Here is a 17014-nt window from a genome sequence, read left to right as displayed (position 1 = left end):
TCTTAAAAGTATCCCCGCGACAATCCTTGGGTCTATTGATTGCAGACCACAAGCGCAGGGGCTAACCGAGGAATGACCATGATGCGTAAAATCCCCAGAATCGCCTTGCTTATCGGCGCACTTGCGATGGCCGGCCAAGCCTCCGCCCACGGTGGTGGTTGGGGTGGCCCGGCAGTGTTGGGTGCACTTGTGGGCGCGGCAGTCGTCGGCTCCGTGGTTGCCAGCCAGCCTCGTGAGGTCTATGTGCAACAGCCGGTGTATGTGCAACCGCAGCCAGTGTATGCCGCCCCACCGCCGGTCTATTACGCGCCGCCACCACCGGTGTACGTGCAGCAGCAGGTTTACTATCGCCCGGCGCCGGTCTACTACGGGCCTCCCCGTGGCTATTATGGCCCGCCTCGCGGCTACTACGGCCCTCCCCACGGCTACTACCGGCACGGTTGGTAAGTTTCAATTGACTTGAGTGGAACAGGCCTCGCCCACATGCGGGGCCTTTTTTTGCCTGGAACGTCCGGTTTAATCCTGCCAATGTCGCTATGACGACAATCCCACAGTACAAGAGTCGCATATCCTCTTGATCGGCCCAGGCGTGCGCTGTCATGGTTGCGTCATAAAACAGTCTCACTATCGACCCGGTCCACCAATAACAATTAAGGACGAACGAACATGCCCACCCAGAATCCGCACCGCACCGCCGGCCTCTGCACGTCCAGCAAGGTCTACAGCGCCTTGACCGAGCTCAAGCACCTTGAAGGCCATCGCAGCGCGAAGTTCCTGGCGCTGTTGGCTGAAAACCTGGTGCGCAAGGGGCTGCTCAGTGAACACGAAGTGGTGAACATGCTCGACCAGGTGGTGGATTAACGCCTGGCGTTGATGTCGACTATCGAGCCAGGTGATTTTTCCTGGATAGCGACACCCCTTAAGGTGGCCTCCATAGCGATTGGAGGTCCTTATGCCCACTGTTCAAATCATGTCTGTCATCGGTAGCGCCGTTCCCACCCCTCTGCGCAAGCTCGGCTTGCTTGCCTGCTGGTACGTGGTACGTGATGGCGAGCCTATCAGCGGCCCGCTCACTTCGTTGTCTGACGCCGAAACACAACGCCGGCTGGCGGCCGACTTCAGGCTCCAGGCCTGAGACCTAAGGCAAGGGCAACTTGACCCGCGGCTTGGTTTCGGCGAACAACGCCCAGCACGACATGAACAAGGCCGCCACCAGCGGCCCGATCACGAAGCCGTTGAGGCCAAACACCGACAAGCCGCCCAGGGTCGAGATCAGGATCAGGTAGTCCGGCATCTTGGTATCTTTGCCCACCAGGACCGGACGCAGCACGTTGTCCACAAGGCCAATCACGAATACACCAAAAAGCCCCAGCACCACGCCTTGCCAGATGGCGCCGCTCAACAGGAAATAAACGGCCACTGGCGCCCAGACAATCCCTGCGCCCACCGCCGGCAGCAAGGACAGGAACGCCATCAGTACCGCCCAGAGCAACGCACTGGGGATGTCCAGGAACCAGAAGATCAAACCACCCAGCGCACCCTGGGTCACGGCCACCAGTACGTTGCCCTTGACCGTGGCCCGCACCACCCGGTTGAACTTGAGTTGCAGGCGGCGCTTTTGCGGCTCGGCCAATGGCACCGCCGTGCGCACCTTGCGCACCAGCTCGGGGCCATCGCGCAGCAGGAAGAACAGCAGGTACAGCATGATGAAAAAGCTCACCAGGAAATCAAAGGTGCCCTGGCCGAAGCTGAACGCCTGGGAAGCGAAGAACTGACTGCCCTGCATCGCCCCCTTGACCACCTTTTCGCGCAGCCCTTCCAGGTTGCCCATGCCAAAGCGATCGAGCAGTTGCTGGAAGTACGGCGGCAGGAAGTTCTTGAATTGCTCGATATAACCGGCCACGTCGAGCTTGCCGCTTTCGACGTTTTTATACAGCGTGGCCCCCTCTTGAACCAGCAACGCACTGGTAATGATCACGGGCAGAATCGCGATCACCAGGCACACCATCAAGGTGGTCAGGGAGGTCAGGTTGCGGTTCCAACTGAAGCGCTGCTGCAGGCGGCGCTGCATCGGCGCGAAGATGATGCCGAGGATCACCGCCCAGAACACCGCGCCATAGAACGGCAGCAATATCCAGATAAAGGCGATGGTCACCAGCGCCAGCAATAGCAGCAGGGTTTTGAATTGCAGGTTGGTTTGATTCATGTCCGGTCCATATGAGAAAGCCGGGCCGGTGTCAGCCCTGTTGCTTAGTCCGCGGCGAAACCTGGGAGTGCCCTTGTTTATCGAACAAGCATAGATCGGCTTGTTTAGACCTGGGTCAATAAACCATGACCGCCCCTGCACTACCCTCGCGCCTTTTTGCGACCCACGCCCATGCCCCCGATGATTGCCCCCGAACTGCTCGCTCCCGCCGGCACCCTGAAAAACATGCGCTACGCCTTCGCCTACGGTGCCGATGCGGTTTACGCCGGCCAACCACGCTACAGCCTGCGCGTGCGCAACAACGAATTCGACCACGCCAACCTCGCCCTCGGCATCCAGGAAGCCCATGCGCAAGGCAAGCGTTTCTATGTGGTGGTGAACATTGCGCCACACAACGCCAAGCTCAAGACCTTCCTCAAGGACCTGGCGCCGGTGATCGCCATGGGCCCGGATGCGCTGATCATGTCCGACCCTGGGCTAATCATGCTGGTGCGCCAGCATTTCGCGCAGATGCCGATTCATCTGTCGGTACAAGCCAACACGGTGAACTGGGCCAGCGTGCAATTCTGGCAGCAGCAAGGCATTGGCCGGGTGATCCTGTCGCGGGAACTGTCCCTGGAAGAAATCGGCGAGATCCGCCAGCACGTACCGACCATGGAACTGGAGGTGTTCGTACATGGCGCCCTGTGCATGGCCTATTCCGGGCGCTGCCTGCTGTCGGGCTACATGAACAAGCGCGACGCCAACCAGGGCACCTGCACCAATGCCTGCCGCTGGAAATACCAGGCCACGCCGGCAGTGGAGAACGCGACCGGCGACATCGTCCAGCACCATCAGCCGACGCTGGGGCTCGGCACACCCACCGACCAGGTATTCCTGTTACAGGAAGCCAACCGTCCCGATGAGCAAATGCCGGCCTTTGAAGACGAACATGGCACGTACATCATGAACGCCAAAGACTTGCGCGCCGTGCAGCACGTGGAGCGCCTGGCGCAGATGGGCGTGCACTCATTGAAGATCGAGGGCCGCACCAAATCCCACTTCTATTGCGCACGCACCACCCAGGTGTATCGCCAGGCGATCGACGACGCGGTGGCCGGGCGCGCGTTTGATCGCGGCTTGATGACCAATCTGGAGTCCCTGGCCCAGCGCGGCTACACCGAAGGTTTCCTGCGTCGGCATGTGCACGACGAATACCAGAACTACCAGAACGGCAGCTCGGTGTCCGAGCGCCAGCAGTTTGTTGGGGAATTGACCGGCGAACGCCGCGGGGAGTTGGCCGAGGTCAAGGTGAAGAATCGCTTTGCCGCGGGCGATCACCTGGAATTGATGACGCCCGCCGGCAACTTTCACTTTGACTTGGCCACCTTGCACAACGCCAAGGGGCAAGCCATTGAGGTGGCGCCGGGGGATGGGCACACGGTGTATGTGCCCTTGCCGGTCGAGATGGACCTGCGTTTTGGCCTACTGATGCGCGATTTGTAGAACCTCAGATCCTGAATTGACCGACCAACTGTCCCAACCGCTGGCCCAGGTCCGCGAGGCTGCGCGAGGTCTGGGCGCCGAGCTGGGTTTCATCCGCTACGCTGTCCACCGCCACAGCAATCTGATGCACGCTGCGGTTGATCTCTTCGGCCACAGCAGTCTGCTCTTCGGCGGCGCTGGCGATCTGCGCGTTCATCGAGTTAATGGTACCGATCAGCTGGGCCATGGTATCGAGGGACGCCCCGGCTTCGTTGGCTTGGGCCGAGGTGCCTTCGCCCGCATCGCTGGAGCGGCGCATCGCGTCAACGGCGGCTTCGGTGCCCTTTTGCAGGCGATCGATCATGCCCTGGATTTCCTGGGTGCTGCTTTGCGTACGGCTGGCCAGGGCGCGCACTTCATCGGCGACCACGGCAAACCCACGGCCGGCCTCCCCGGCCCGCGCAGCCTCGATGGCCGCATTGAGCGCCAGCAGGTTGGTTTGTTCGGCAATCGAGCGAATCACACCGAGCACACTGACAATCGACGACACATCCTGCTGCAGGCTGTCCAGGGACACACCGCTGCTGCGGATATCGTTCACCAGCGCGTGAATCTGCGCGATGCTACCGTCCACCACGCGTTTGGCGGCCTGGCCCTCGGCGTCGGTCTGTTGCGCGGCGACCGCAGCGCCCTGGGCACTGCGCGCAACTTCATGGGCCGCGGACGACATCTGGTTGATCGCGGTGGCCACCTGGTCGGTCTCGTGACGCTGGCGTTCCATGGCCTGCTCGGAGCGCTGGGCCTGGTCGGACACCTGGCTCACCAGCCCGGTGAGCTGGGCGGTCATTTCGGTGATCTGGCGCACCAGGCCGTGGATTTTATCGACAAACCGGTTGAACGCACCGGCCAGGTCGCCCAGTTCATCCTGGCTGGTGATGGCCAGGCGGCGGGTCAGGTCGCCTTCACCGGCAGCGATGTCGTCGAGGTTGGCTTTCATCAGGTTCAGCGGGCGCAGGATGGTATTGGCGACTAACATGCCCACCGCCGCAATCACCAGCAACACCACCACAGCCACGCCAAGGATGCTCAGCAGCACGCCTTGCATACGCTGTTCGACCTTGTCCTGGACCACCGCCACCTGGGCCTCGATACCGTCCAGGTTCACAGAGGTGCCGATAACCATGTCCCATTTGGGCAGGTATTCGGTGTAGCCGAGCTTGGGTACCAGTTCGGTCTGGCCGGGTTGGGTCGAGCTGTATTGCAAGTAGTGGCTGCCGTCCTTGCCGACCTTGACCAGGTCGCGATTGACGTAGACACCGTTGGGGTCACGGTTGTCCTTGAAGCTTTTGCCTACGCCGTCCGGGCTGTTGCCCTTGAACAGGCGGATGGTTTCGGAGTCGTAGCCGAAGAAATAACCGTCTTTGCCGTAGCGGGTGTTGGACAGCAACTTGACCACCTGCGCCCGCGCCGTGCTATCGCCGGGAGCAGCTGCGTCGTAGAGCGGCTTGATGGTGGTCATGGCCACTTCGACATAACCTTGCAAAGTGGCTTTGGCATCGTCGAGCAGGCGCTGGCGGGTTTCATCCACTTCGTTGCGGGCCTGGCCCTGCAGAATCCACACGGTGGTGAGGCTGATGACCACGGCAAACAGCAACACCGGCACAACGGCAAGGGCCAGGACTTTGGCCTTCAAACTCAGACGCATGGCTTTTCTCTCTTGTTAGTGGCGACTTGAGAGGTTAACGGCCAGGTAAGTGATTTCTGTAGGAGCGAGCTTGTGTGGCGAGGGAGCAAGCTCCCTCGCCACCGTAGAGGTGCAGTGCTTGCGTCAGAGCGTCATCGCAGCCAGCCAGCCAAACGCCAGCAACGGGATGTTGTAGTGCAGGAAGGTCGGCACCACGGTGTCCCAGATATGGTGGTGCTGACCGTCGATATTCAGGCCGGAGGTGGGGCCGAGGGTGGAGTCCGAGGCGGGCGAGCCGGCATCGCCCAATGCACCGGCGGTGCCGACGATGCACACGATGGCCAACGGGCTGAAGCCCAGTTGTACGCACAGCGGCACGAAAATCGCGGCAAGGATCGGCACCGTGGAAAACGACGAGCCGATGCCCATGGTGACCAACAGCCCCACCAACAACATCAGCAACGCCCCTACCCCGCGGCTATGGCCGATAAACGCCGCCGAGGCTTCCACCAGTGAGCGTACGTCACCGGTGGCCTTGAGCACTTCGGCAAAGCCTGACGAGGCGATCATGATGAAGCCGATCATCGCCATCATCTTCATACCTTCGGTGAACAGGTCATCGGTGTCGCTCCAGCGCACGATGCCCGACACCGAGAAGATCAAAAACCCGGCCAGGGCACCGATAATCATCGAGTCCAGCCACAACTGAATGATGAACGCCGCGGCAATCGCCAGGCCGGCCACCAGCAGGGTCAGCGGGTTGTACTGCACCGCCACTTGCTCGACGCGCTCGATTTTTTCCAGGTCGTACACGCGCTTTTTGCGGTAGCTGACAAACACCGCCACCAGCAGGCCGACCACCATGCCCAGTGCCGGCAGGCCCATGGCATGGGTGACGTTGACCTGGCTGATATCCACGCCACTCTTGGCCACGTTGGCCAACAGGATCTGGTTGAGGAAGATATTGCCGAAGCCCACCGGCAGGAACATGTACGGCGTGATCAGGCCGAAGGTCATCACGCAGGCAATCAGGCGGCGGTCCAGTTGCAGCTTGGTCAGCACGTACAACAGCGGCGGTACCAGCAACGGAATGAACGCAATATGGATCGGCAGGATGTTCTGCGAGGCAATCGCCACCACCCACAACAGGCCGATCAACAGCCATTTGACGTGGCTGCCGCCGCTGGCTTCCTGACGGTCCACCAGCAGCAAGGCTTTGTCTGCCAGCGCATGGGCCAGGCCGGACTTGGCAATGGCCACCGCGAAAGCGCCCAGCAGTGCGTAAGACAAGGCGACGGTTGCACCGCCGCCCAGACCGCCGTTGAAGGCTTTGAGCGTGGCGTCGATCCCCAGGCCACCGGTCAAGCCGCCCACCAGGGCACCAACGATGATGGCGATGACCACATGCACGCGGGACAGGCTGAGCACCAGCATGGTGCCGACCGCGGCGATGACTGCGTTAATCATGGTTACCTCAAGCAAAAACATAAAAGACAGGCATGCCCGCGCACGGCCCATGGGAACAGCTGCCGGCGTGCAGGCTTGAAAGAGGTCTTATTAGAGGGCGCGCACTTTGCAGCAGGCAGGCGCTCATGTCAAAAAACGACGCCGCTTTGAGGTTTAAATGGGTCGTTTGAATAAAGAACCACGGGCGCCGGCCGATAAGCTGTTTCCATGTGCTTTCAGGTAAGGATGTCCCGATGTCGCTCAGGCAGCTCTCCATTCAATGGAAAATCACCCTGCTGGCGGGCCTGTGCCTGCTGGGGATCGTGACCCTGCTTGTGGGTCTGTCGCTGTATCGCATGGCGCAGAGCTCGGAGCAGGTCAAGGCGTCCAGCATGAAGATGCTCGACGAAGCCGCCCAGGCGCGCATTGAGGCCCAAGGTGAAGTGCAGGCGCTGGGCATTCGCCAGCAGTTCATGGATGCCTACCAATACGGCCATGGGTTTTCCCGCCAGGTACTGTTTTTGCGCGAACAGGCGGAGAAACGCTTTCTCGATGCCTTCGACACCCGTGAAGACCTGACCCGCCAGGTCAAGGCCGCCTTACAGGCCAACCCCGACCTGCTGGGTTTGTCTCTGGTATTCGAAGCCAATGCGCTGGATGGCAAAGACGAGCTATTCGCCAACCAGGCGGAACTGGGTAGTAATGACAAAGGCCGGTTCGCCCTGTATTGGTCGCAACCAACGCCGGGCAAGATCACCTCAATGGCGCTGCCTGAAAGCGACATGACCGACACCTCCATTAGCCCAAGCGGTGAAAAAGCCAACGCCTGGTTCACCTGCCCGCGCACGACCCTCAAGCCGTGTGTGATCGAACCCTATTTCTATGTGATCGACGGCCAGAACGTGCTGATGACCAGCATCGTGTTCCCGCTGATGGTCAATGGCAAAGTCATTGCGTCACTGTCGGTGGACATCAACCTCAACAGCTTGCAGGCCGTGAGCCAACAGGCCAGCCAGAAGCTGTACGACGGCCAGACCCAAGTCAGCATCCTCAGCCCCACCGGCTTGCTGGCCGGCTACAGCCCGGATGCCAGCAAACTCAGCCAGCGCCTGGAGCAGGTCGACACCGCCAGCGGTGCGCAGTTGGTCAGTGCCTTGGCCAACAGCACCCAGACCCACAGCCTGCGCACCGACCAGCAACTCAAGGTGCTGGCGCCGTTTGCGCCGATCCCAGGGGGCAAGTCGTGGGGCGTATTGCTGGATGTACCGGGAAAAGTTCTGGTAGCCCCCGCCGAGGCGCTGAAAACCCAGCTGGACGCTGACAATGCCAAGGGCACCTTGCTGGAACTGGGCCTGGGCCTGCTGGCCGCTGTGGTTGGCTTGGTGCTGGTGTGGTTGATGGCGCGCAGTGTGACTCGGCCGATTCTTGGCGTTGCGCATATGCTCGAAGACATCGCCAGCGGCGAAGGCGACCTGACCCGGCGCCTGGCTTACAGCAAACAGGACGAACTGGGCCAATTGGCTGGCTGGTTCAACCGTTTCCTCGACAAGCTGCAACCGATCATTGCCGAGGTAAAGCGCTCGGTGCAGGACGCCCGCGGCACCGCCGACCAGTCCGCCGAGATTGCTACGCAGACCAGTGCCGGCATGGAACAGCAGTATCGCCAGGTGGATCAGGTGGCCACCGCGTCCCATGAAATGAGTGCCACCGCCCAGGACGTCGCCCGCAGTGCCGCTCAGGCGGCCCAAGCTGCGAAGGATGCCGACCAGGCGACGCGCGAAGGCTTGACCGTCATAGACCGCACCACCGCCAACATTGGTGACCTGGCCGCCGATATGAGCACCGCCATGACCCAGGTGGAAGGCTTGGCCGCTAACAGCGAGAAGATCGGCTCGGTGCTCGAAGTGATTCGTGGCATCGCCGAGCAGACCAACCTGTTGGCGCTTAACGCCGCTATCGAAGCCGCCCGTGCCGGCGAGGCCGGGCGAGGTTTTGCGGTGGTCGCCGACGAAGTGCGCAACCTGGCACGACGCACCCAGGAGTCGGTGGAAGAAACCCGCCTGGTGATCGAACAATTGCAAAACGGTACTACCGACGTGGTCAGCTCCATGGGCAACAGCTATCGCCAGGCCCAAGGCAGCGTCGAACAAGTCGGCCAGGCCGTCACGGCCTTGCGCCAGATTGGCGACGCCGTCACGGTGATCAGCGACATGAACCTGCAAATCGCCAGCGCCGCCGAAGAGCAAAGCGCGGTGGCCGAAGAGATCAACAACAACGTGGCGACCATTCGCGATGTAACCGAGTCGCTGTCGGAACAGGCCAATGAATCGGCGCGGGTCAGCCAGGCGTTGAACAGCCTGGCCAACCAGCAGCAGGGGTTGATGGATCAGTTTCGGGTCTGAATGCAGCCAGGCTTTTCTGTGGGAGCCGGGCTTGCCCGCGATGCAACACCTCGGTATTTCAGGCAAACCGAGTCGATGCTATCGCAGGCAAGCCAGCTCCCACATTTTTGAACTGGGGTGGGTCAGTGCTAGCGGCGTGGTAGCTCGATCAATACCTTGAGCCCACCCAGCTCACTTTCCTGCAACTGCAACACCCCGCCCCACACCTCAACGATGTCCCGTACGATCCCCAATCCCAGGCCATGGCCGACCCTTTGCTCATCCAGGCGTGCGCCGCGGCTGAATACCTGGTCGCGCTGGGCCTGAGGAATGCCCGGACCGTCGTCCTCCACCGCCAACAGGTAGCCCCGGGGCGTCTCGCTGACGCTCAAGCGCACCTCGGCATCCGCCCACTTGCAGGCGTTGTCCAACAGGTTGCCCAGCAGTTCCAACAGGTCTTCACGGTCCCAGGGCAAATGCAGACCCGGCGCGACATGATAGGCGAGGTCCAGGTGCTCACCATGGATCATGCGCAGGGTGGCCAACAAACCGGGTAGTTCTTTTTCACAGTCAAACAGTGCACCCGGCAGCGCATCGCCCGCCAGGCGGGCACGGTTAAGCTCGCGATTGAGGCGCTGCTGCACCTGTTCCAGCTGCTCGCGCAACAACTGGCTCAACTGCGGATGATCCTTGAGCGCATCACTGGAGGCTGCGCTCAACAGCACCGCCATAGGGGTTTTCAGCGCATGGCCCAGGTTGCCGAGGGCATTGCGTGAGCGCTTGAGGCTGTCTTCAGTGTGGGCCAGCAAATGGTTGATTTGCGCCACCAGCGGTTCCAGTTCCTGCGGCACCTGAGTGTCGAGTTGGGAGCGCTGGCCTTGCTGCAGTTGGGCGATCTGGTTGCGCGCCGTCTCCAGCGGGCGCAAGGCGCGACGCACGGTGACCCGTTGCAGCACCAGCACCAGCAGCAGCGCCACCACCCCCACCACCAGGCCCACCTGACGCATCAGGCGAAAGCTTTCCCGCACGGGTGTGTAGTCCTGCGCCACGCTGATGGAAATCAACTTGCCAAAGCGCTTGTAGTCCGAGCGCAACACCAACAACTGCTGACCTTCCGGGCCCAATTGCAGGTTGCCCTTGAGCCCCGCCTCGGGGAGCCTGGGCAGTTCCTGATCCCACAGTGAACGGGAGCGCCAATGAACATCGGCAAAGTCGATACGAAAATAATGCCCGGAGAACGGCCGCTGATAAGCCGGCGACAGGCGCTGTTCATCCAACTGGACGCCGTTGGGCCCGCGCACCAGCGCCACCAGCAGGTTCTCGCTGTCGTTGCGCAAGCCCGCCTCCAGGTAGCGCTGCAAGCCTGCTTCGAACAGCAAGAGGCTGGTCTGCGCCAGTACCACGCCGACGATCACCATCACGCTGATCAACCCCAGGCTCAGGCGCCGCTGGATCGACTTCATGCCGGGGTGGCGCCAAATCGGTAGCCCTGGCCGCGCCGGGTTTCGATCACGCTGCGTCCCAGTTTGCGGCGCAGATGGTTGACATGGACCTCCAGTACATTGGAGTCACGCTCGGTCTCGCCGTCATATAAATGCTCGGCCAGATGGCTTTTGGACAGAATCTGTTCGGGGTGCAGCATGAAATAGCGCAGCAAGCGAAACTCAGCGGCCGTCAGTTGGATCTCGGCGCCATCGCGCAGTACACACTGGCGACCTTCATCCAGATGCAGGCCGGCGGCTTGCAGCGTTGGCTGGTTGGCTTGGCCGTGGGAGCGGCGTAACAGCGCCTGGATGCGCAAGTACAGTTCTTCGGGGTGAAAGGGTTTGCTCAGGTAATCATCGGCTCCGGCCTTGAGCCCTTCGATACGCTCGGCCCAGGAATCGCGGGCGGTGAGGATCAGTACCGGGATGGCCAGCGCGGCGGCGCGCCATTGCGCCAGCACCTCAAGCCCGGGCAAGCCAGGCAGGCCAAGGTCGAGGATGATCAGGTCATACGGCTCGCTGCGCCCTTGATACACCGCGTCGCGGCCATCGGCCAGCCAGTCGACCGCATAGCCCTGGCGCTGCAGGCCGGCCAGCAGTTCGTCGGCCAGGGGTACGTTGTCTTCCACCAGTAGCAGGCGCATCAGTCTTCCTCATCTTTGATCAACACACCATTGGTCGCGTCCAGCTTGATCTCGCGTACCACGCCTTCGGTAGTCACCAATTCCACTTCATAGGCGTATTGCCCGTGTTTCTTTTCCAGCTCGGCCTCCAGCAGCCGCGAGCCGGGATAACGCGCCATGGCTTGGTGCAGCAGCTGTTCCAGCGGCAGAATCACGCCCTGCTGGCGCAGGGCCAGGGCTTCATCCTGGTTGAGGTCGCGGGCCGCCAGGCTGGAGCAAAAAATCATGAGCACCAGCGCCACTCGACTGCCGACGCGTAAATTTACCTTCATTACGTATCCTGATGATTCTTGAGAACCTGCCCGGTGAGCGCGTTCAATTCAACGTCCCATTCAATGCCGTCGGCATCTTGCAGCTCCACTTCGTAGACGTACTTGCCGTATTCCTCATCCAGGTCGGTGTCCAGTAGCGTCGAACCGGGGTGAAGGGCCAGGGCCGTGGCTTCCAATTGATCGAAAGCGACAATAGTAACAGTGGCGGGCACGATCAGTGGCTTGTCAGGGTCCGCCGCGGCGGCCTGGGTCGCCGTAACGATGATGATAGCGGCGGCGCCCAGAACAGTGAGGCGCTTCATGATAAGTCTCCGTTACATGATGTTTTCCTACGCCGGTCACGGTACCTGTCGCAACTTAACTGAAACTGAATTGCCACCATGGCAATTTCCAAGCGGACCGTTTTCCCCACTGCCAGCGAGATTTTCTATAATGCCCCGCTTGCCTCAACAGAGACCGGTATGACTGCCATCCATATCAAGTTCCCTGCCTTGACCCTCAAGGCAGGCAAACGCGCGCTCAGCCGTATTCGCGAGCAGGGACTTGCGCCTGCCGACGTGGGCATCCTCCCCGGTGCGGCCGGTGGCCCCAAGGCCCTGGGTATCCAAGGGCTGGACTTGGCGCTGTTCGGTGACTGGTTGCCGCGCGCACCAAGGGAACGCGCGCTGATCGGCGCCTCCATTGGTTCGTGGCGGTTTGCCAGCGCCTGCCTGCCCGACCCGGTGCAGGGCTTGCTGGACCTGGGCCGCTTGTATAACGAGCAGCGCTTCGCCAAGGGCGTGACCATGGCCGAAGTCAGTCAGAGCTGCCAACGGATGCTCGATGACCTGCTGGCCGGCCGTGATGCGCGGGTGCTGGACAACCCCGACTACCGGCTGAACATCATGGTGGTCAAGAGCCACGGGCTGCTTGCCGATGACCACCGTGGGCGGCTGGGGCTGGGCTTGTCGTCGGTAATTGCCGATAACCTGCGGGGCCGCGCCCGGCTGTCGCGGCATTTCGAGCGGCTGATCATCCACGACCCGCGCCAGGCGCCGCCGGTACATCCGCTCAAGGACTTTGCCTCGCGCTTCATCGACCTGGAACTGGGCAACCTGCGCCAGGCGCTACTGGCATCCGGCTCAATCCCCATGGTCATGCAAGGCGTGCGCGACCTGCCCGGCGCCGGGGCCGGCACCTACCGCGACGGCGGCCTGCTGGACTACCACCTCGACCTGCCCTATCACGGCGATGACATCGTGCTGTACCCGCACTTCACCGACCGAGTCATCCCCGGCTGGTTTGACAAGGGCCTGCCGTGGCGACGCAGCAACCCGCAAGGCTTGCAGGATGTATTGTTGCTGGCGCCATCCAGGGACTACCTGGCCCGCCTGCCCCACGGCAAACTGCCAGACCGCAGTGACTTCAAGCGCTTTATGGGCGACGACCCGAGCCGCAACAAATATTGGCAAACCGCGATGAGCGAGAGCCAGCGGCTGGGGGATGAGTTCCTGGCATTGGCAGATAACGGTAAATTGGGCGAACACTTGCAAGCCCTTTGACCCCATGGGGCCTGCTGGCGAGGGGCGGTATGCGCAAGGGTTGATCAAACTGTTAAACTCGCCGCCTGCCAGACACCTGACCGAGCTGAAAACACTGTGGAAATCTTCAAGGAATTTACATTCGAATCCGCCCACCGCCTGCCCCACGTACCGGAAGGCCATAAATGCGGGCGCCTGCATGGGCATTCGTTCAAGGTGGCCATCCACCTGAGCGGCGACCTGGATCCCCATACCGGCTGGATTCGCGACTTCTCGGAGATCAAGGCGATTTTCAAGCCGCTCTATGAGCGCCTCGACCACAACTACCTCAATGACATCCCCGGCCTGGAAAACCCCACCAGCGAAGTGCTGGCCAAGTGGATCTGGAATGAATTGAAACCCCTGCTCCCGGAACTCAGTGCAATCCGCATCCATGAGACTTGCACCAGCGGCTGCATCTATCGCGGCGAGTAAGCGGTAGCGTGTTGGAAAAACCACCTGCGGGTGGTTTTTTTTGGAAATGCCTACAGGAGAACGTGATGGAAAACACCTGGCTGGCCCACGCCAAGCGCTTGCAGGCACTGGCCTCCACGGGGCTGCATTTCTGCACCGATGATTTCGAACGCGAACGTCTGGAAGAAATTGCCCTGATCGCCCACACCATGCTGGCGCAATTGGGCAACGTGCCGCTGGAGCGTATCAACGGCCTGGTCTCGGATTTTGCCCAGAGATATTCGACGCCAATGATCGATGTACGCGGTGCAGTGATCGAAGGTGAGCGGATTTTGCTGGTACGGGAGTCGACGGATGGCTGCTGGGCATTACCGGGTGGTTATGCCGACATCGGTTTGTCGGCGGCCGAGAACATTGTCAAGGAAATCCGCGAAGAAGCCGGGCTGACGGTCACCGCAAGGACGTTATACAGCGTGACGCACAAAGCCAAGGGCTTGTACCGGCCGGATGTGAGGGATTTCTACAAGTTGTACTTCCTGTGTGACCGGGTGGACCAACTCGCGCCCATGGCAGGTTTTGAAACCACCGAAGTCGGTTTTTTCACACTGGATGATCTGCCGCCCCTGTCTCGCGGGCGCACGATTGAAAGTGATCTTGAGGCGGCCTTTGCGTTTCATCGGGGTGAGACCACGCAGACGCTGTTCGACTGAGCCAGTTTGGCTCACCGCTGCACTGCTTCTGCACCGGATTGGGCTGGGGTAACTTGAAGGGGCTTGCTTGCGCTAGCTGATATCTACCCGCCTCTGCGTTGGCACGCACGATGCAAACGAGCTGCGTCACTACTCAGGGAGCAGCCCCCATGACGCAGCAACCACCTGGCAACGATTACCCCCTCAGCGAAGTCCCCCTGCATGCGCGCAAAGGCCTTGCGTCCACGGCCATGGTGTTGCTGGGTTTTACCTTTTTTACCGCAACCATGTTTGCCGGCGGCAAGCTGGGGGTGGCGTTCAGTTTCATCGACATGCTCGGCGTCGTGGCCCTGGGTAACCTGTTGTTGGGTATCTATGCCGCAGGCCTGGGTTACATCGCGTTCAAGAGCGGCCTGAATTCGGTGTTGATGGGGCGTTTCTGTTTTGGCGAAGTGGGCAGCAAGCTCAGCGACTTGATCCTCGGTTTTACCCAGATCGGCTGGTATGCCTGGGGCACTGCCACGGCGGCCGTAGTATTGGGCAAGTATTTCCAACTGAGCCCAGGCAGTGTGCTGGGGCTGATGATGGTGTTTGGCTTATTGTTCTGCGCCACTGCCTATGTGGGGTATCGCGGGCTGGAAATCCTGTCCTGGATCGCAGTGCCTGCAATGGGGTTATTGTTGATCCTGTCGATGTGGGTCGCCACGGTGAAGGTCGGCGGGCTACCGGGGCTGCTGGCGGTGGTGCCAACCGCAGAGTTGGACTTGTCCACGGCGATTACCCTGGTGTTCGGCACCTTCGTCAGCGGTGCGACCCAGGCCACCAACTGGACGCGGTTTTCGCGCTCGGCCAAGGTCGCGGTGCTGGCCAGCCTGATCGGCTTTTTTATCGGCAATGGCCTGATGGTGCTGATCGGCGCCTATGGCGCCATCGTCTATCAGCAACCGGATGTGGTAGAGGTTTTACTGTTGCAAGGTTTCGCCATGGCCGCGATGGCGATGTTGCTGCTCAATATCTGGAGCACCCAGGACAACACCATCTACAACTTCGCCGTCGCCGGTTGCAACCTGCTGCGCACCCAGCGCCGCAAAACGGTGACCCTGGCCGGTGCAGTAATCGGCACCCTGCTCGCCTTGCTTGGCATGTACGACCTGCTGGTGCCCTACCTGATCCTGCTGGGCACCGTGATCCCGCCCATTGGCGGGGTGATCATGGCGGACTTCTTCTATCGTTATGGGGGCCAATACCCGCGCCTGGCGGATGCTCGCCTGCCGGCATTCAACTGGCCGGGTCTGGTAGCGTATGGGGTGGGTACCGTACTGGCGTTCAATTCGCCATGGGTCGCGCCGCTGGTGGGAATTGTTGCCGCATCGCTGACCTACGTGTTGCTCAGCGCCATACTACGCATCATGACCGCCGGGGCATCGATATCGCCTTGAGGATCCGGCGGCTGCCTGCCTGATTGTTTTTAGCCAAGAGGAACTTGACCATGCACATCATCAATGCCCGCCTGCGCAACCGTGAAGGCTTGCATGATCTGCACCTGGAACACGGCCGGATCGCCAGTATTACTGCGCAAACCAGCGTTCCCACGCTCGCGGCCGGCGATCTGGACGCCGCCGGCAACCTGGTGATACCGCCTTTCGTCGAACCCCACATCCACCTTGATGCCACGCTCACTGCCGGCGAACCGCGCTGGAACATGAGCGGTACGCTGTTCGAGGGGATCGAGTGCTGGGGGGAACGCAAGGCCACCATTACCCAGGAAGACACCAAGGCCCGGGCCAAAAAAACCATCCAGGCCCTCGCCGCCCACGGTATCCAGCATGTGCGCACGCATGTCGACGTCACCGACCCGGACCTCACCGCGCTCAAAGCCATGCTGCAAGTGCGTGAAGAAAGCACGCACCTGATCGACCTGCAAATTGTTGCCTTCCCCCAGGAGGGCATCGAGTCGTTCCGCAATGGCCGCGAGTTGATGGAGGAAGCCATTCGCCTGGGCGCCGACGTAATCGGCGGCATCCCCCACTTCGAATACACCCGCGATCAAGGGGTCAGTTCGGTGAAGTTCCTCATGGACCTGGCCGAACGCACCGGTTGCCTGGTGGACGTGCATTGTGACGAAACCGATGACCCTCACTCACGCTTTCTCGAAGTACTTGCCGAAGAAGCCCGCAGCCGCGACATGGGCACCCGCGTCACCGCCAGCCACACCACGGCCATGGGCTCCTACGACAACGCGTACTGCGCCAAACTGTTTCGCCTGCTGGGGCATTCCGGCATCAGCTTTGTGTCTTGCCCCACCGAAAGCATCCACCTGCAAGGCCGCTTCGACAGCTTCCCGAAACGCCGCGGCGTCACCCGTGTCAACGAGTTGCTCGAAGCCGGCATGAACGTGTGTTTCGGCCAGGACTCCATCGTCGACCCCTGGTACCCGTTGGGTAATGGCAACATCCTGCGCGTGCTGGAAGCCGGCCTGCACATCTGCCATATGCTCGGCTACCGCAACCTGCAAAGCGCGCTGGACCTGGTCACCGACAACAGTGCCAAGGCCATGGCCCTGGGTGACCGCTACGGTCTGGAAGCCGGCCGCCCTGCCAACCTGCTGATCCTGTCGGCCGACAGCGACTACGAAGTCATTCGTAGCCAGGGCCTGCCGCTGTACTCGATCCGCAATGGCAAGGTGCTGATGAAGCGGCAACCGGCACAGGTGGAGTTTATGTAACCCGGTG

The 17014-nt window shown here is 61.2% G+C and carries 17 protein-coding genes; 10 read left to right on the top strand and 7 right to left on the bottom strand.

All coding sequences use genetic code 11. From position 1 onward, the window contains the following. Window positions 1-72 precede the first annotated feature (72 nt). From E4P01_RS23870 to E4P01_RS23860, 3 genes are all read left to right on the top strand, one after another. Entirely contained in the window at window positions 73-447 is a 375-nt protein-coding gene (locus tag E4P01_RS23870) for a hypothetical protein (protein ID WP_078820851.1), read from the top strand. A gap of 219 nt (window positions 448-666) precedes the next feature. Further along, window positions 667-861: a hypothetical protein gene (locus tag E4P01_RS23865; RefSeq protein ID WP_003190284.1), complete on the top strand. Its 195-nt coding sequence runs from the start codon at window positions 667-669 to the stop codon at window positions 859-861. 91 nt (window positions 862-952) lie between these two features. Continuing rightward, window positions 953-1135 (top strand): hypothetical protein, encoded by a 183-nt coding sequence (locus E4P01_RS23860; protein ID WP_005786881.1) that lies wholly within the window; start codon window positions 953-955, stop codon window positions 1133-1135. Window positions 1136-1138: 3 nt separating this feature from the next. Here the strand turns inward: E4P01_RS23860 and E4P01_RS23855 are convergent, their stop codons facing one another. Next, window positions 1139-2206, bottom strand: a complete 1068-nt coding sequence (locus tag E4P01_RS23855; RefSeq protein ID WP_005786879.1) for an AI-2E family transporter — start codon at window positions 2204-2206, stop codon at window positions 1139-1141. A gap of 171 nt (window positions 2207-2377) precedes the next feature. On the opposite strand from E4P01_RS23855, the gene yegQ reads away from it, so the two are divergent. Beyond that, window positions 2378-3691: a tRNA 5-hydroxyuridine modification protein YegQ gene (gene yegQ / locus E4P01_RS23850; RefSeq protein WP_216091018.1), complete on the top strand. Its 1314-nt coding sequence runs from the start codon at window positions 2378-2380 to the stop codon at window positions 3689-3691. Between the two features lie 4 nt (window positions 3692-3695). Here yegQ and E4P01_RS23845 read toward each other — a convergent pair whose 3' ends face one another. After that, window positions 3696-5375, bottom strand: a complete 1680-nt coding sequence (locus E4P01_RS23845) for a methyl-accepting chemotaxis protein (RefSeq protein ID WP_078820849.1) — start codon at window positions 5373-5375, stop codon at window positions 3696-3698. A gap of 123 nt (window positions 5376-5498) precedes the next feature. Beyond that, entirely contained in the window at window positions 5499-6818 is a 1320-nt protein-coding gene (locus E4P01_RS23840; RefSeq protein ID WP_164366002.1) for a Na+/H+ antiporter NhaC family protein, read from the bottom strand. 236 nt (window positions 6819-7054) lie between these two features. On the opposite strand from E4P01_RS23840, the gene E4P01_RS23835 reads away from it, so the two are divergent. Then, window positions 7055-9202, top strand: a complete 2148-nt coding sequence (locus E4P01_RS23835; RefSeq protein WP_032876817.1) for a methyl-accepting chemotaxis protein — start codon at window positions 7055-7057, stop codon at window positions 9200-9202. Window positions 9203-9330: 128 nt separating this feature from the next. On the opposite strand, the gene E4P01_RS23830 is transcribed toward E4P01_RS23835, so the two are convergent. Genes E4P01_RS23830 through E4P01_RS23815 form a run of 4 tightly spaced genes read right to left on the bottom strand, consistent with a single transcriptional unit; the run spans window position 9331 to window position 11922 of the window. Continuing rightward, window positions 9331-10644: a sensor histidine kinase gene (locus E4P01_RS23830; RefSeq protein ID WP_078820848.1), complete on the bottom strand. Its 1314-nt coding sequence runs from the start codon at window positions 10642-10644 to the stop codon at window positions 9331-9333. After that, on the bottom strand, window positions 10641-11309 hold the full coding sequence (locus E4P01_RS23825; protein WP_005786867.1) for a response regulator transcription factor: 669 nt from the start codon (window positions 11307-11309) through the stop codon (window positions 10641-10643). Before E4P01_RS23825 ends, E4P01_RS23830 begins: the two co-directional genes overlap by 4 nt. Beyond that, window positions 11309-11620 (bottom strand): PepSY domain-containing protein, encoded by a 312-nt coding sequence (locus E4P01_RS23820; protein ID WP_005786865.1) that lies wholly within the window; start codon window positions 11618-11620, stop codon window positions 11309-11311. The genes E4P01_RS23825 and E4P01_RS23820 overlap by 1 nt, the downstream gene beginning before the upstream one ends. Continuing rightward, window positions 11620-11922: a PepSY domain-containing protein gene (locus E4P01_RS23815; RefSeq protein WP_005786863.1), complete on the bottom strand. Its 303-nt coding sequence runs from the start codon at window positions 11920-11922 to the stop codon at window positions 11620-11622. The genes E4P01_RS23820 and E4P01_RS23815 overlap by 1 nt, the downstream gene beginning before the upstream one ends. Window positions 11923-12081: 159 nt before the next feature. Between E4P01_RS23815 and E4P01_RS23810 the strand changes: the two genes are divergently transcribed. From E4P01_RS23810 to codA, 5 genes are all read left to right on the top strand, one after another. Further along, window positions 12082-13161 (top strand): patatin-like phospholipase family protein, encoded by a 1080-nt coding sequence (locus E4P01_RS23810; RefSeq protein ID WP_148854446.1) that lies wholly within the window; start codon window positions 12082-12084, stop codon window positions 13159-13161. Between the two features lie 96 nt (window positions 13162-13257). Then, window positions 13258-13614: a 6-carboxytetrahydropterin synthase QueD gene (gene queD / locus E4P01_RS23805; RefSeq protein ID WP_003190259.1), complete on the top strand. Its 357-nt coding sequence runs from the start codon at window positions 13258-13260 to the stop codon at window positions 13612-13614. 65 nt (window positions 13615-13679) lie between these two features. After that, window positions 13680-14303: an NUDIX hydrolase gene (locus tag E4P01_RS23800; protein WP_078820845.1), complete on the top strand. Its 624-nt coding sequence runs from the start codon at window positions 13680-13682 to the stop codon at window positions 14301-14303. A 149-nt stretch (window positions 14304-14452) separates the two neighbouring features. After that, window positions 14453-15721 carry a cytosine permease gene (codB, locus tag E4P01_RS23795; RefSeq protein WP_078820844.1) on the top strand — a complete coding sequence of 423 codons (1269 nt, stop codon included), beginning with the start codon at window positions 14453-14455 and terminating at the stop codon, window positions 15719-15721. Between the two features lie 50 nt (window positions 15722-15771). After that, window positions 15772-17007 (top strand): cytosine deaminase, encoded by a 1236-nt coding sequence (codA, locus tag E4P01_RS23790; protein ID WP_032876831.1) that lies wholly within the window; start codon window positions 15772-15774, stop codon window positions 17005-17007. The last annotated feature ends 7 nt before the right edge of the window (window positions 17008-17014 follow it).

Source organism: Pseudomonas sp. NCIMB 10586 (assembly GCF_023127895.1).
Classification (GTDB): Bacteria; Pseudomonadota; Gammaproteobacteria; order Pseudomonadales; family Pseudomonadaceae; genus Aquipseudomonas; species Aquipseudomonas synxantha_A.
This window is presented reverse-complemented; position numbering and strand designations above follow the sequence as displayed.

Coding starts and splice junctions, on each gene's coding strand:
- E4P01_RS23870 (WP_078820851.1), top strand. CDS start 73: ATGACCATGATGCGTAAAATCCCCAGAATCGCCTTGCTTATCGGCGCA.
- E4P01_RS23865 (WP_003190284.1), top strand. CDS start 667: ATGCCCACCCAGAATCCGCACCGCACCGCCGGCCTCTGCACGTCCAGC.
- E4P01_RS23860 (WP_005786881.1), top strand. CDS start 953: ATGCCCACTGTTCAAATCATGTCTGTCATCGGTAGCGCCGTTCCCACC.
- E4P01_RS23855 (WP_005786879.1), bottom strand. CDS start 2,206: ATGAATCAAACCAACCTGCAATTCAAAACCCTGCTGCTATTGCTGGCG.
- yegQ (WP_216091018.1), top strand. CDS start 2,378: ATGCCCCCGATGATTGCCCCCGAACTGCTCGCTCCCGCCGGCACCCTG.
- E4P01_RS23845 (WP_078820849.1), bottom strand. CDS start 5,375: ATGCGTCTGAGTTTGAAGGCCAAAGTCCTGGCCCTTGCCGTTGTGCCG.
- E4P01_RS23835 (WP_032876817.1), top strand. CDS start 7,055: ATGTCGCTCAGGCAGCTCTCCATTCAATGGAAAATCACCCTGCTGGCG.
- E4P01_RS23830 (WP_078820848.1), bottom strand. CDS start 10,644: ATGAAGTCGATCCAGCGGCGCCTGAGCCTGGGGTTGATCAGCGTGATG.
- E4P01_RS23825 (WP_005786867.1), bottom strand. CDS start 11,309: ATGCGCCTGCTACTGGTGGAAGACAACGTACCCCTGGCCGACGAACTG.
- E4P01_RS23820 (WP_005786865.1), bottom strand. CDS start 11,620: ATGAAGGTAAATTTACGCGTCGGCAGTCGAGTGGCGCTGGTGCTCATG.
- E4P01_RS23815 (WP_005786863.1), bottom strand. CDS start 11,922: ATGAAGCGCCTCACTGTTCTGGGCGCCGCCGCTATCATCATCGTTACG.
- E4P01_RS23810 (WP_148854446.1), top strand. CDS start 12,082: ATGACTGCCATCCATATCAAGTTCCCTGCCTTGACCCTCAAGGCAGGC.
- E4P01_RS23800 (WP_078820845.1), top strand. CDS start 13,680: ATGGAAAACACCTGGCTGGCCCACGCCAAGCGCTTGCAGGCACTGGCC.
- codB (WP_078820844.1), top strand. CDS start 14,453: ATGACGCAGCAACCACCTGGCAACGATTACCCCCTCAGCGAAGTCCCC.
- codA (WP_032876831.1), top strand. CDS start 15,772: ATGCACATCATCAATGCCCGCCTGCGCAACCGTGAAGGCTTGCATGAT.